The 14,853-nt window shown below is 65.1% G+C and carries 8 protein-coding genes; 5 read left to right on the forward strand and 3 right to left on the reverse strand.

Annotated features, from left to right (window positions below; all coding sequences use genetic code 11):
* Positions 1-7: 7 nt before the first annotated feature.
* On the forward strand, positions 8-2,086 hold the full coding sequence (locus tag C4K38_RS14400) for a putative bifunctional diguanylate cyclase/phosphodiesterase (protein ID WP_053278945.1): 2,079 nt from the start codon (positions 8-10) through the stop codon (positions 2,084-2,086).
* 357 nt (positions 2,087-2,443) lie between these two features.
* On the forward strand, positions 2,444-3,190 hold the full coding sequence (locus C4K38_RS14405) for an SDR family oxidoreductase (protein WP_053278946.1): 747 nt from the start codon (positions 2,444-2,446) through the stop codon (positions 3,188-3,190).
* 49 nt (positions 3,191-3,239) lie between these two features.
* Here C4K38_RS14405 and mapR read toward each other — a convergent pair whose 3' ends face one another.
* The 3 genes from mapR to C4K38_RS14425 form a co-directional block, all read right to left on the reverse strand.
* On the reverse strand, positions 3,240-4,649 hold the full coding sequence (gene mapR / locus C4K38_RS14410; protein ID WP_009048808.1) for a GntR family transcriptional regulator MpaR: 1,410 nt from the start codon (positions 4,647-4,649) through the stop codon (positions 3,240-3,242).
* Positions 4,650-4,837: 188 nt separating this feature from the next.
* A complete protein-coding gene (gene ccoG, locus C4K38_RS14415; RefSeq protein ID WP_053278947.1) occupies positions 4,838-6,250 on the reverse strand; it encodes a cytochrome c oxidase accessory protein CcoG in 1,413 nt (470 codons plus the stop codon).
* A 323-nt stretch (positions 6,251-6,573) separates the two neighbouring features.
* Positions 6,574-6,759 carry a hypothetical protein gene (locus C4K38_RS14425; RefSeq protein ID WP_053278948.1) on the reverse strand — a complete coding sequence of 62 codons (186 nt, stop codon included), beginning with the start codon at positions 6,757-6,759 and terminating at the stop codon, positions 6,574-6,576.
* A gap of 247 nt (positions 6,760-7,006) precedes the next feature.
* On the opposite strand from C4K38_RS14425, the gene C4K38_RS14430 reads away from it, so the two are divergent.
* The 3 genes from C4K38_RS14430 (at position 7,007) to glgB (ending at position 14,747) form a co-directional block, all read left to right on the forward strand.
* Positions 7,007-9,007 carry an alpha-1,4-glucan--maltose-1-phosphate maltosyltransferase gene (locus C4K38_RS14430; RefSeq protein WP_053278949.1) on the forward strand — a complete coding sequence of 667 codons (2,001 nt, stop codon included), beginning with the start codon at positions 7,007-7,009 and terminating at the stop codon, positions 9,005-9,007.
* A gap of 139 nt (positions 9,008-9,146) precedes the next feature.
* On the forward strand, positions 9,147-12,476 hold the full coding sequence (treS, locus tag C4K38_RS14435; RefSeq protein WP_053278950.1) for a maltose alpha-D-glucosyltransferase: 3,330 nt from the start codon (positions 9,147-9,149) through the stop codon (positions 12,474-12,476).
* A gap of 42 nt (positions 12,477-12,518) precedes the next feature.
* The gene (gene glgB, locus C4K38_RS14440) at positions 12,519-14,747 is read left to right on the forward strand and encodes a 1,4-alpha-glucan branching protein GlgB (protein WP_053278951.1); all 2,229 of its coding nucleotides are present in this window, start codon (positions 12,519-12,521) and stop codon (positions 14,745-14,747) included.
* Positions 14,748-14,853 lie beyond the last annotated feature (106 nt).

Below are 14,853 nucleotides of genomic sequence, written 5' to 3' on the forward strand. Positions count from 1 at the left end.
GACGTTCATGCTCACCGGTACCTACTCTCCCGCACTGGTTCTGATTTCCCTGTTTGTGGCGATTCTCGCCTCTTACACCGCGCTCGACCTGACCGGTCGCATCGCTACCACTCGGGGTCGAGCGGCTCTGTTGTGGATGGCCGGCGGCGCCCTGGCCATGGGTATCGGGGTGTGGTCGATGCACTTTATCGGCATGCTCGCCTTCAGCCTGCCCATCGACCTGGGCTACGACACCGGCATCACCGCGCTGTCGCTGCTGATTTCCGTGCTGTCCTGCGGTTTCGCCCTGTGGCTGGTGAGCCAGCAGAGCCTGCCGCTCTGGCAACTGGCCTTCGGCGCGCTGGTCATGGGCGCCGGGATCAGCGCCATGCATTACACCGGCATGGCGGCGATGCGCATGCAGCCGGGCATCGACTACGACCCGAGCCTGTTCGGCGCCTCGCTGCTGATTGCCGTCGGCGCCTCGGCCGCGGCGCTGTGGATCGCCTTCCGCCTGCGCCGCAACACCCCTTATGTGCGCCTGGCCCGTTGCGGGGCCGCGGTGGTGATGGGCATCGCCATTGTCGGCATGCACTACACCGGCATGGCCGCGGCGCGTTTCGCCGACGGCAGTTTCTGTGGCGCGGCGGTGGACGGCCTGAGCGGCAAGGGCCTGGACAACCTGGTGCTGATCACCACCCTGGCGGTGCTGGTCATTGCCTTGCTGACCTCGGTACTCGACGCCCGCCTGGAAGCGCGCACCGCGGTGCTGGCCGAGTCGCTGACCCTGGCCAACCGCGAGCTGACCCAACTGGCGCTGCACGACACCCTGACCGGCCTGCCGAACCGCACGCTGCTGGCCGACCGGATCGACCAGGCGATGCAGCGGGTGACGGAGCAGGGCGGTTGTTTTGCGCTGATGTTCATCGACCTGGACGGCTTCAAGCCGGTCAACGATGCCTTCGGCCATCACATGGGCGACCAGTTGCTGCGCGAGGTGGCCGTGCGCCTGCGCGAAGACCTGCGCAGCCAGGACACCCTGGCGCGGATCGGCGGCGACGAGTTCGTGCTGCTGGTGCAACTGAACGAGGCGGACGATGCCTTGCGCCTGGCCGCGCGCCAGGTGGGCCTGATCGGCCAGGCGTTCCGGGTGGCCGAGCACGAGTTGCAGATCTCCGCCAGCGTCGGCATCGCCGTGTACCCGGGCAACGGCCTGACGCCCCAGGAGCTGCTGATGAATGCCGATGCGGCGATGTACCACGCCAAGGGCACCGGCAAGAACGGCTACAGCTTCTTCGATGCCTCGATGAACAGCGACGCGCGTCGGCAGCTGCAACTGCTGCAGGACCTGCGCCATGCCGTCGAGCACGGCGAGTTCAGGCTGTATTACCAGCCCAAGTTCGACGCCGCCAACGGCTCGCCGGTAGGCGCCGAAGCCTTGCTGCGCTGGGAACACCCACAACTGGGCTTGCTGCTGCCGGACAAGTTCATCGACCTGGCGGAAAAGACCGGGCTGATCATCCCCATCGGCGAATGGGTGCTCAACGAGGCTTGCCGGCAGATGCGCGAGTGGTACAGCGAAGGCTATGAAAGCTGGCGGATCGCGGTGAACATCTCGGCACTGCAGTTCTGCCATGTCGGGTTGGTCGACAGCGTGGCCAGGGCGCTGAGACTCCACCGCTTGCCGGCCAACAGCCTGACCCTGGAGATCACCGAGACCACGGCCATGAGCGATGCCGATGCCAGCATGACGGTGCTCAAGCAGCTGGCGGACATGGGCGTGGACCTGTCCATCGACGACTTCGGCACCGGTTATTCGAGCCTGATGTACCTCAAGCGCCTGCCGGCCAACGAATTGAAGATCGATCGCGGTTTCGTCCGTGACCTGGAGCACGACAGCGACGACGCGGCGATCGTCTCGGCCATCGTCGCCCTGGGCCAGGCCCTGGGCCTGCGCATCGTTGCCGAGGGCGTGGAAACCGATGTGCAGCAAAGCTTCCTGACCCAGCTGGGCTGCGATTCGCTGCAAGGTTATTTCCTCGGCCATCCGCTGCCGGCCGCACGCTTCATGCAGAACATCCATCAGGCCGAACGCCTGACCCTCTGAGCGCTGCCGTAGGAGCGAGGCTTGCCCGCGATGACGATGGACCAGACGGTACAAAATCCCAAGACCGTGCTACCGCAATAACATCACAGCCGTACCGGCCGATCGCAGCCTGCGGCAGCGGCTACATCGATAGCGTTGTAGCCGACTCCTGTAGCCGCTGCCGAGCCTGCGAGGCTGCGTCCGGTCTGGGCGGCATTCCGACGCAGCGGCCGCAAACTCCAAGCCCGCGATCTGCCTGGATGGACACGCCGACCGGTGACCCGCTACGGGTCGGATGACGGCTCCGAGAAGGTTTGCAACGCTGGCCCCAGGGTGTTTAATTGGCGGCGTTCAAAGATCAGCGAGGGAGTTGGCAGCATGGACAAAGTCATCCTCATCACCGGTGGCGGTCGCGGTATCGGCGCGGCCACCGCGCTGCTGGCCGCGCAACAGGGCTATCGCATCTGCATCAACTACCAGGCCGACGAACAGGCGGCCTTCCAGGTGCTGGAGCAGGTGCGTGGCCTGGGTGCCCAGGCGATTGCCGTACGGGCCGATGTCAGCATCGAGGACGAAGTGATTGGCCTGTATCACCGGGTCGACAGCGAACTGGGGCGGGTCACCGCGCTGGTCAACAACGCCGGGACCGTCGGGCAGAAGTCGCGGCTCGACGAAATGTCCGAATTCCGCATTCTGAAGATCATCAAGACCAATGTGCTCGGGCCAATCCTCTGCGCCAAGCACGCGGTGCTGCGCATGTCGCCAAGGCATGGCGGGCAGGGCGGCAGCATCGTCAACGTGTCCTCGGTCGCCGCCCGCCTGGGCTCGCCCGGCGAGTACATCGACTACGCGGCCTCCAAAGGGGCGCTGGACACCTTCACCATCGGCCTGTCCAAGGAAGTCGCCGGCGAAGGCATCCGCGTCAACGGGGTACGCCCGGGCTATATCTACACCGACTTCCACGCCCTGAGCGGCGACGCCGACCGCGTCAGCAAGCTGGAGTCCGCCATCCCCATGGGCCGCGGCGGTCGCCCGGACGAAGTGGCGGAGGCGATCATCTGGCTGCTGTCGGACAAGGCTTCCTATTCCACCGGGACCTTTATCGACCTGGGTGGCGGCCGCTGATCCAACACCGGCTACAGGTTCCAGGTTAACGTGGAGCGCCGGCCCGACCTCAGAACGACCGCACGATCCTGCCCAGGGTTTCCATGGCCTTTTCCGCCGCTTCGTTCCACGGGCTGCCGTAGTTGAGGCGGATGCAGTTTCGAAAGCGCTGGGTCGGCGAGAAGATCGGTCCCGGGGCGATGCTGATGCCTTGGGCCAGGGCCATCTGGAACAGCTTCAACGAATCCATCTGCGCTGGCAGTTCCAGCCACAGGAAGTAGCCGCCGGCTGGCTGGCTGACCCGGGTCTGGGCCGGGAAGTAGCGGGCGATGGCGGCGAGCATGGCGCTCTGTTGTTCTTCCAGGGCGTAGCGCAGTTTGCGCAGGTGGCGGTCGTAGCCGCCGTGTTGCAGGTAGTCGGCGATGGCCGCCTGGGCCGGCATCGAGGCGCACAGCGAGGTCATCAGTTTCAGCCGTTCGATCTTCTGCGCGTAACGCCCGGCGGCGACCCAGCCGATGCGATAACCCGGCGCCAGGCTCTTGGCGAACGAACCGCAATGCATCACCAGGCCCTCGGTGTCGAAGGCCTTGGCCGGTTTCGGTGCCTGCTGGCCGTAATACAGCTCGGCGTAGACGTCGTCCTCGATCAGCGGCACCTGATGGCTGCGCAGCAATTCCACCAGTTCCTGCTTCTTCGCCTCGGGCATGGTCGCGCCCATGGGATTCTGGAAGCTGGTCATGCACCAGCAGGCCTTGATCGGGTGCCGTTCCAGGGTCTGCGCCAGCACCCCGAGGTCGATGCCGTCCCGCGGGTGCACGGGGATTTCCACGGCCTTGAGTTTCAGGCGTTCCAGCACTTGCAGGCTGGCGTAGAAGGCCGGGGCCTCGATGGCCACCAGGTCGCCGGGTTCGGTCACCGCCTGCAGGCACAGGTTCAGGGCTTCCAGGGCGCCGTTGGTGATCAGCAGTTCTTCCATGGGCAGCATCAGCCCGCCGACCATGTAGCGCAGGGCGATCTGCCGGCGCAGTTGCGGGTTGCCCGGCGACATGTCGGTGACCACCACGCGCGGGTCCATCTCGCGGCTGGCGCTGGCCAGGGAGCGCGACAGGCGCTGCAGCGGGAACAGGGTCGGGCTGGGAAAGGCCGAGCCGAACGGCACGGTGGTTGGGTCCTTGATCGAGTCCAGCACCGAGAACACCAGTTCGCTGACATCGACTTCGGTGGACTCGTTGACCTGGCTGCTGATCACCGGCTCCGAGAACGGGCTGGGTGCATGGGTGTTGACGAAGTAGCCGGAGCGCGGCCGGGCGCGGATCAGGCCGCGCCGTTCCAGCAGGTAATAGGCCTGGAACACCGTGGACGGGCTGACCCCATAGGTCTGGCTGGCGTAACGTACCGAAGGTACGCGCTGGCCGGGGCCGAGCACCCCGGAGCGGATCAGTTCTGCGATGTCGTCGGCGAATTTTTCGTAGCGTTTCATGGGGCGGCTCGGGATAGGCGGTAATGGGGCCTGTGCTGGCGCCCCAGTGTAGGAGCGAGGCTTGCCCGCGATTTGGGCGACGCGTTCCGTCAGGCAGAACGCGGATACAGGTTTCGCGGCCGCTTTGCGGCCCATCGCGGGCAAGCCTCGCTCCTACGGGGAGGCAAAGCGGCGCCCAGTCTAAGGGATCAACGGTTCAAGGGCGCAACAAACCGGCTCTTGGCCACGCTGTAGACCTGCGGCTGGTCGGCGTCGATCACCTTGAAACTCAACTCCTGGGAACTGCTCTGCGGCTTGTCGGCGATCATCGCCACCGACACCGGCAGGTCGACGATCTCGCCCGCGGCCAGGCTGATTTCGCTCTTGCCCTGCAGCTGGAAGCCGTCGCCGTCCACCAGTTGCAGACGGTAATCCTGGCGTTGCTGGGTCTTGTTGATGATCTTCAGGCTGTAGATGTTCTCGATCTGGCCCAGGCTGTTTTCGCGGAACAGGCCACGGTCCTTGCTGACATCCAGCGACACCATCGGCCGCTCCACCAGCGCCAGGGCCAGGGCGCCGATCATCACCAGCAGCACCGCGCTGTAGCCGATCAGGCGTGGGCGCAGCAGGTGGGTCTTGCCACCTTGCAACTGGTGCTCCGAGGTGTAGCTGATCAGGCCCCGGGCATAGCCCATCTTGTCCATGATCGAGTCGCAGGCGTCGATGCAGGCGGCGCAGCCGATGCATTCCATCTGCAGGCCGTCTCGGATGTCGATGCCGGTCGGGCAGACCTGCACGCACAGCTGGCAGTCGATGCAGTCGCCGAGGCCGATGTCGGTCGGTTTCACGCCGCGTTTGCGCGGGCCGCGGATTTCGCCGCGGGCCGGGTCGTAGGAGATGGTCAGGGTGTCCTTGTCGAACATCACGCTCTGGAACCGCGCATAAGGGCACATGTGCATGCACACCGCCTCGCGCAGCCAGCCGGCGTTGAGGTAGGTGGCGCCGGTGAAGAACAGCACCCAGAACAGGCTGACGCCGCCGATCTGCAGGGTCAGCAGCTCCTCGGCCAGCGGCCGGATCGGGGTGAAGTAGCCGACGAAGGTCAGCCCGGTGAGCAGGCTGATGGCCAGCCACAGGCTGTGCTTGGCCGAACGGCGGATCAGCTTGTTCAGGTTCCAGGGCGCGGCTTGTAGCTTGATGCGCTGGTTGCGCTCACCCTCGGTGATCTTCTCGCACCACATGAACAGCCAGGTCCAGGAACTCTGCGGGCAGGTGTAGCCGCACCAGACGCGACCAGCGAACACGGTGATGGCGAACAGGCCGAAGGCGCAGATGATCAGCAGGGCCGAGAGCAGGATGAAATCCTGCGGCCAGAAGGTAGCGCCGAAGATATGGAACTTGCTTTCCGCGAGGTCCCAGAGCACCGCCTGGCGGCCGCCCCAGTTCAACCATACGGTGCCGAAGAACAGCAGGAACAGGAAACCCGCACCGCTCATGCGCAAGGTGCGGAACAAGCCGGTGAAGCTGCGGGTGTGGATCAGGTTGTCGCTGGATTTGGCCTTCGTCTTTGGGCGCGCAGGCTCGAATGTTTCTACTAATCGGACGGGGATTCTTTCGCTCATGGTCGTTCGCTCATCAGCCTCCATCAGGCAGATGAACTATGCCCAGCGATCTGTTTGCATAACAGACTCAGGTATCGCAATAAAAAGCAGATCAGATGGCCGCCAGGCGCCACCCTGCGACAACTTGCCATACCCCGCCAGGCGCCCGTTGCCGGGCGTCGGCAGCCTCTGGCACAGGCCTGCGCCGGGCGCCGTGATGCAGATCAGTCAAATCACCGAATCACTGTCGCTGGTGCGCAGATGACGCCGCCCCTCGGTGGCGCCTGCTACGGTCAATGGGGCGGCTTCTGCTTCGGTACGCGCCAATCGATTGTCTACGCTTGTCATGATTTGGGTGTAATGCTGTGACCGGAAATGCTGACCGGCGCCGGATCGATCGGCGGGTCCTCCTTGGGCGGCGGGGTGGTTTCTGGTGGCTCTTCTTCGGGCACCGGTTGCGGTTCTGTCGGCGGCAAGGTCGGGTGATCGATATTCGGATCGGGCGTTTCGGGAGGGATCGGGATACTCATTGGCATGGCCTCCTTTGTGCTTGGTTTTGCCCCGTCTCCCAAGGTGGACCTTCGACGCGGTGGTTTGACTCCCGGCGCGAAGGGAGGCAAATCCGGGTGAACTTTCCCGGCCCTGGTGTCTCGGAACCTAAGTGCTTCGCTGATCCGCGCGGGCCGTTGCCGATCATGAGGACCGATCCCAAGGGATGGCGCTGCGCCGGAATAGACCAGCAACAGAGCGTCCATGGGGCGTAAGGGGTGATGCTCGATGACTGCCGAAAAAAGACCGACTGAGCTGCAATACAACCCGAACCTGCCACTGTCGCAGGCCTTGCTGCTGCCGCGTATCGTCATCGAGAACACCCGGCCGCTGATCGACGGTGGCCAGTTCGCGGTCAAGGCGGTGGCGGGGCAGGTGGTGCAGGTCAGCAGCAAGGTGTTCGCCGATGGCCACGACAAACTGGCCGTGCGCATCCGCTGGCGCGCCGAAGCCGACAGCATCTGGCGCAGCGAGATCATGGAAGACCTCGGCAACAACGGTTGGGAAGGCCAGTTCAGCGTGCCCAGCCAGGGCCGCTATCTGTACTGCATCGAGGCCTGGATCGATCAGTTCGCCAGCTTCTGCTACGACCTGCAGAAGAAACACCAGGCCAGCATCGCGGTCAGCCTCGAGTTGCAGGAGGGCCGCGGCCATGTGCTGCATGCCGCCGAGCGCAGCGAAGGGCCGCTGCGCGAGCAGTTGCTGGCGCTGCACCATGAACTGGCAACGCTGCTCGAAGCCGAGCAGGTGGCGCTGTTCCTGCACGAGCGCAGTGCACGGCTGATGGCCGAGGCCGACTACCGCCCGTACCTGAGCCTGAGCCCGGAATACCCGCTGGACGTGGAACGCGAACGCGCGCAGTTCGCCAGCTGGTACGAGCTGTTTCCCCGCTCGATCACCGACGATCCGGCCCGCCACGGCACCTTCGACGATGTGTATTCGCGCCTGGCGATGATCCACGACATGGGTTTCGACGTGCTGTACTTCCCGCCGATCCATCCCATCGGCCGCAGCTTTCGCAAGGGCCGCAACAACGCCCTGACCGCCGGCCCCGACGAGCCGGGCAGCCCCTATGCGATCGGCAGCGAAGAGGGCGGCCACGAGGCGATCCACCCGCAGCTCGGCAGCCGCGAGGATTTCCGCCGCCTGGTGGCCGCCGCCGCCGAGCATGGCTTGGAGATCGCCCTGGATTTCGCCATCCAGTGTTCCCAGGATCACCCCTGGCTCAAGCAGCACCCGGGCTGGTTCAACTGGCGCCCGGACGGCAGCATCAAATACGCCGAGAACCCGCCGAAAAAATACCAGGACATCGTCAACGTCGACTTCTATGCCATCGAGGCCATCCCCAGCCTGTGGCTGGAACTGCGCGACGTGGTGGTCGGCTGGGTCGAGGAGGGGGTGAAGATCTTTCGCGTGGACAACCCCCATACCAAGCCGCTGCCGTTCTGGCAGTGGCTGATCGCTGATGTGCGGGCGCGGTACCCGGAGGTGATCTTTCTCGCCGAGGCCTTCACCACGCCGGCGATGATGGCGCGCCTGGGCAAGGTCGGTTATTCCCAGAGCTACACCTATTTCACCTGGCGCAATACCAAGAGCGAACTGGCGACTTACTTCACCGAACTCAACCAGTCGCCGTGGCGCGAGTGCTACCGGCCGAACTTTTTCGTCAACACGCCGGATATCAACCCGTTCTTTCTCCATGACTCGGGGCGCCCGGGGTTTCTCATCCGCGCCGCGCTGGCCACCATGGGCTCGGGCCTGTGGGGCATGTATTCGGGGTTCGAGCTGTGCGAGGCGGCGCCGATTCCGGGGCGGGAGGAATACCTGGACTCGGAGAAGTATGAAATCCGCCCTCGGGACTTCAGCGCGCCCGGCAACATCATCGCCGAGATCGCCCAGCTCAACCGCATCCGCCGGCAGAACCCGGCGCTGCATACCCACCTGGGCCTGCAGGTCTACAACGCCTGGAACGACAACATCCTGTACTTCGGCAAGCGCACCGCCGACCTCAGCAACTTCATCCTGGTGGCGGTCAGCCTCGACCCGGTCAACGCCCAGGAGGCGCATTTCGAATTGCCGTTGTGGGAGCTGGGCCTGCCCGACGATGCGCAGACCCAGGGCGAGGATTTGATGACCGGCCACCGCTGGACCTGGTACGGCAAGACCCAGTTCATGCGGATCGAACCCTGGCAGCAACCGTTCGGCATCTGGCGCATCAGCGTTGCCTGATTCGCGATCGGCCCGGAACGGGATGTGTTCCTGGGGGCCTCGAAGGTCCTTCGGACCTTATCGCAGCCTCGCGGAGCTCGGCAGCGGCTACAGGGCAGTCGCAGGTAGCCACGGACCCACGAATTTTCAGGAGTTACCCATGGCGAAGAAAACCAGGTCAGCCACCTTCATCAAGGACCCGCTCTGGTACAAGGACGCGGTGATCTATCAGGTTCACGTCAAATCCTATTTCGACTCCAACAACGACGGGATCGGTGATTTTCCCGGGTTGATCGCCAAGCTCGACTACATCGCCGATCTGGGGGTGAACACCATCTGGCTGCTGCCGTTCTATCCCTCGCCGCGCCGCGACGACGGTTACGACATCGCCGAATACCGCGGCGTCAGTCCCGACTACGGAACCCTGGCCGATGCCCGGCGGTTTATCGCCGAGGCCCACCAGCGCGGACTGCGGGTGATCACCGAGCTGGTCATCAACCACACCTCGGACCAGCACCCCTGGTTCCAGCGGGCGCGCAAGGCCAAGGCCGGTTCCAAGGCGCGGGACTTCTATGTGTGGTCCGATGACGATCAGAAATACGACGGCACGCGGATCATCTTTCTCGACACCGAGAAGTCCAACTGGACCTGGGACCCGGTGGCCGGCCAGTACTTCTGGCACCGCTTCTATTCCCACCAGCCGGACCTCAACTTCGACAACCCGCAGGTGATGAAGGCGGTGCTGTCGGTGATGCGCTACTGGCTGGACATGGGCATCGACGGCCTGCGCCTGGACGCCATTCCCTACCTGATCGAACGCGACGGCACCAACAACGAGAACCTGCCCGAGACCCACGACGTGCTCAAGCAGATCCGCGCCGAGATCGACGCCAACTACCCGGACCGCATGCTGCTGGCCGAAGCCAACCAGTGGCCGGAAGACACCCAGCTGTACTTCGGTCAAACAAAGAAGGGCGATGTGAAGGGTAACGACGGCGACGAATGCCACATGGCCTTCCACTTCCCGCTGATGCCGCGCATGTACATGGCGCTGGCCCAGGAAGACCGCTTCCCGATCACCGACATCCTGCGCCAGACCCCGGAGATTCCCGCCAACTGCCAGTGGGCGATCTTCCTGCGCAACCACGATGAGCTGACCCTGGAGATGGTCACCGACCGCGAGCGCGACTACCTGTGGAACTACTACGCCGCCGACCGCCGCGCGCGGATCAACCTGGGGATTCGCCGGCGCCTGGCGCCGCTGATGGAGCGCGACCGGCGCCGGGTCGAGCTGCTCAATAGCCTGCTGCTGTCGATGCCCGGCACGCCGACCCTGTATTACGGCGACGAGATCGGCATGGGCGACAACATCTACCTGGGCGACCGCGATGGCGTGCGCACGCCGATGCAATGGTCCATCGACCGCAACGGCGGTTTCTCCCGGGCCGATCCGGCGAGCCTGGTGTTACCGCCGATCATGGACCCGCTGTACGGCTACCAGTCGGTGAATGTCGAGACCCAGGCCGGCGACCCCCATTCGCTGCTCAACTGGACCCGGCGCATGCTGGCGATCCGCAAGCAGTCCAAGGCCTTCGGCCGCGGCAGCCTGAAGATGCTGTCGCCGAGCAACCGCCGGATCCTGGCCTACACCCGCGAGTACACCGGGCCCGACGGCAAGCACGAAATCATCCTCTGCGTGGCCAACGTATCGCGCAGCGCCCAGGCCGCGGAGCTGGACCTGTCGGCGTTTGCCGGCATGGTGCCGGTGGAGATGCTCGGCGGGAACGCCTTCCCGCCGATCGGCCAGCTGAATTTCCTCCTGACCCTGGCGCCCTACGGTTTCTACTGGTTCGTCCTGGCGGCGGAAAACCAGATGCCGAGCTGGCATGTGGAGCCGGCCCAGAGCATGCCGGACTTCACCACCCTGGTGCTGAAAAAACGCCTCGAGGAATTGCTCGAGGCGCCGTCGCGCACCACTCTGGAGCAGAGTTCGCTGCCGACCTGGCTGCCCAAACGCCGCTGGTTCGCCGGCAAAGACAGCGCCATCGAGCAGGTGCACATCGCTTACGGCGTGCGCTTCGGCGATCCGCAGCATCCGGTGCTGCTCAGCGAGCTGGAGGTCAGCGGCGGCGGCCAGAGCGGGCGCTACCAACTGCCGTTCGGCCTGCTCGGCGAAGAGCAGATCGGCGCCGCGCTGCCGCAGCAACTGGCCCTGGCCCGGGTCCGCCGGGGTCGCCAGGTGGGGCTGATCACCGACGCCTTTGCCCTGGAAAGTTTTGTGCACAATGTCCTGCAAGCGATCCAGACGCACACCGTGCTGCCTTGTGGCGAGGGCGAGATTCGTTTCGAGGCCACGGAGCAGTTGGCCGGGCTCGGCCTGGGTGCGCAATCCGAAGTGCGCTACCTGTCCGCCGAGCAGTCCAACAGCTCGGTGGTGATTGGTGGCAGCCTGGTGCTCAAGCTGATCCGCAAGGTGGCCAGCGGGGTGCATCCGGAGCTGGAGATGAGCGCGTACCTGACCGCCGCCGGCTTCCAGCACATTTCACCCTTGCTTGGTTCGGTGATTCGCCGGGACGGGCAGGACGACAGCCTGCTGATGATCGCCCAGGGCTACCTGAGCAATCAGGGCGACGCCTGGGAGTGGACCCAGAACAACCTGGAGCGGGCGATCCGTGACGAACTGGCCGACGCCATGTCCGAGCAGGACCAGCATTACAACGCCCTGGGCGAGCTGCGCGACTTTGCCGGCATGCTCGGCCAGCGCCTGGGGGAAATGCACCAGGTCCTCGCGGCGCCGACCGCCAACCCGGACTTCCGCGCGCGGCCGAGCACGGCCAAGGATGCCCTGGCCTGGGCCAGACAGATTGGCGCGCAACTGGAACGGGCCTTGCACTTGCTCCAGCAGCATCAATCCGAACTGGCGACCGAGGATCAGCAGCGCGTGGCGTCATTGACCCAACACAAAAAGGCGATCCTGGCGCATATCCAGGATCTGGCGAAACGGGCGGTCGGCGGTCTGCGCATGCGCGTCCACGGCGACCTGCACCTGGGCCAGGTGCTGGTGATCAAGGGCGATGCCTACCTGATCGATTTTGAGGGCGAACCGGCGCGGCCGCTGGACGAGCGCCGGGGCAAGCACAGCCCGTACAAGGACGTCAGCGGCGTGCTGCGCTCCTTCGACTACGCGGCAGCGCTGGCCCTCGGCGGCCAGAGCCTCGACGCCTCGGTCTACACCCTGGCGGCCCGGCAGCGGGTCGCCGAGCGTTATCTGCACGAAGCCCGCGAGTCGTTTGTCCGGGCGTACCGGCTGGCGACAGCTAGTCTTGCTCATGCCTGGCAGGACAAAAACGGGGAGGACGCCGCGCTGGCCTTGTTCAGCCTGGAGAAAGCAGCCTACGAAGTGGCCTATGAAGCGGAAAACCGTCCGGCCTGGCTCGCGGTGCCGCTGCGCGGGCTGCAGGCGCTGCTAAGTGATATGAAGGTTGAGTGATGTGAAACCCTTTTCCGATACAAAAAGTGGTGGAGAGCAGTCATGAGTTTCTCGAACAAGGAACAGGGTGAGGTTAAACAGGCAATGCCCAGCGCCCGGGATGTCGAGGCGCTGGTGCGCGCCGAGCATCAGGATCCTTTTGCCGTGCTCGGCCCCCATGGCGACGATGCCGGCGGCCAATTCATTCGCGCCTTTGTGCCGGGTGCCCTGAGTGTGCAGGTGCTGGCCCGCGATGGCGCCAGGGTGCTGGGCAGCCTGGAGGGCACCGAGGTGCCGGGGCTGTTCGTCGGGCACTTTGCCCAGGCCCAGCCCTATCTGCTGCGCACGCAATGGGCCGGTGGCGAGCATATCGGCGAAGACCCTTACAGCTTCGGCCCGTTGCTGGGGGAGATGGACCTGTACCTGTTCGCCGAGGGCAACCACCGCGACCTCAGTAGCTGCCTCGGCGCACAGCTGAAAACCCTGGATGGCGTTGATGGCGTGCGTTTCGCGGTCTGGGCGCCGAATGCCCGGCGAGTCTCGGTGGTCGGCGACTTCAACGTCTGGGACGGGCGCCGGCACCCGATGCGCCTGCGTCATCCGTCCGGGGTCTGGGAGCTGTTCGTGCCGCGCCTGGGCCCGGGCGAAGCCTACAAGTATGAAATCCTCGGCGCCCACGGCATCCTGCCGCTGAAGTCCGACCCGGTGGCGCTGGCCACCCAGCTGCCGCCGGACACCGCCTCGAAAGTCGCCACGCCACTGAGTATCGACTGGCAGGACCGCGAGTGGATGCAGGCCCGTGGCGAACGCCAGCGCGCCGACGCGCCCTTGTCGATCTACGAGTTGCATGCCGGCTCCTGGCAATGCGAGGTGGACGATCTGGGCGAGGTGGCGCGCCAGTACGACTGGCACGAACTGGCCGAGCGCCTGATCCCCTATGTGCAGAACCTGGGGTTCACCCATATCGAGCTGATGCCGATCATGGAGCATCCCTTCGGCGGCTCCTGGGGTTATCAGCCGTTGTCGCAGTTCGCCCCCAGTGCCCGTTATGGCAGCGCCGATGACTTCGCGGCGTTCGTCAACGCCTGCCACCTGGCGGGCATCGGCGTGATCCTCGACTGGGTGCCGGCGCACTTTCCCACCGACGCCCACGGCCTGGCGCAGTTCGACGGCACCGCGCTGTACGAATACGGCAACCCTCTGGAAGGTTTCCACCAGGACTGGGACACCCTGATCTACAACCTGGGGCGCACCGAGGTCCACGGCTTCATGCTGGCGTCGGCGCTGCACTGGCTCAAGCATTTCCATGTCGACGGCCTGCGGGTGGATGCCGTGGCCTCGATGCTCTATCGCGACTATTCGCGCAACGCCGGGGAGTGGGTGCCCAATCGCCACGGCGGCCGCGAGAACCTCGAAGCCATCGATTTCCTCCGCCACCTGAATGACGTGGTGTCCCTCGAGGCGCCGGGCGCCCTGGTGATCGCCGAGGAGTCCACGGCCTGGCCCGGGGTCAGCCAGAGCACCCAGCAGGGCGGCCTGGGCTTCGCCTATAAATGGAACATGGGCTGGATGCACGACTCGCTGCACTATATCCAGCAGGACCCGGTGTACCGCGCCCATCACCACAACGAGCTGAGTTTCGGCCTGGTGTATGCCTGGTCCGAGCGCTTCATCCTGCCGATCTCCCATGACGAGGTGGTGCACGGCAAACATTCGCTGATCGACAAGATGCCCGGCGATCGCTGGCAGAAGTTCGCCAACCTGCGGGCCTACCTGAGCTTCATGTGGACCCACCCGGGCAAGAAGCTGCTGTTCATGGGCTGCGAGTTCGGCCAGTGGCGCGAATGGAATCACGACCAGCAACTGGACTGGTACCTGCTGCAATACCCCGAGCACCGCGGCGTGCAGAAACTGGTGGGCGATCTCAACCGTCTGTACCGCGAGCATCCGGCGCTGCACGACCAGGACGACGCGCCCCAGGGCTTCCAGTGGTTGATCGGCGACGACGCGATCAACAGCGTCTACGCCTGGTTGCGCTGGAGCAAGGAGGGCAAGCCGCTGCTGGTGGTGGCCAACTTCACCCCGGTGCCGCGCCAGGCCTACCGGATCGGCGTGCCCTTCGCCGGGCGCTGGGGCGAGTTGCTCAACAGCGACTCCGACACCTATGCCGGTTCCAACTATGGCAACGGCGGCGGGGTCGTCACCGAGGATGAACCGAGCCACGGCCAGGCGTTGTCGCTGGCGTTGAACCTGCCGCCGCTGGCGGTGCTGATCCTGCAGCCCGAGGGTTGACCGACAGCTATCGGGCGTCCCTGAAAACCCGATCCCTGTAGCCGCTGCCGCAGGCTGCGATCGGCGGCGCAGCCGACGCAAAGGCGCCATCGGCAATACGCGCTGT

Origin of the sequence: Pseudomonas chlororaphis subsp. piscium, assembly GCF_003850345.1 — a bacterium.
Classification (GTDB): Bacteria; Pseudomonadota; Gammaproteobacteria; order Pseudomonadales; family Pseudomonadaceae; genus Aquipseudomonas; species Aquipseudomonas piscium.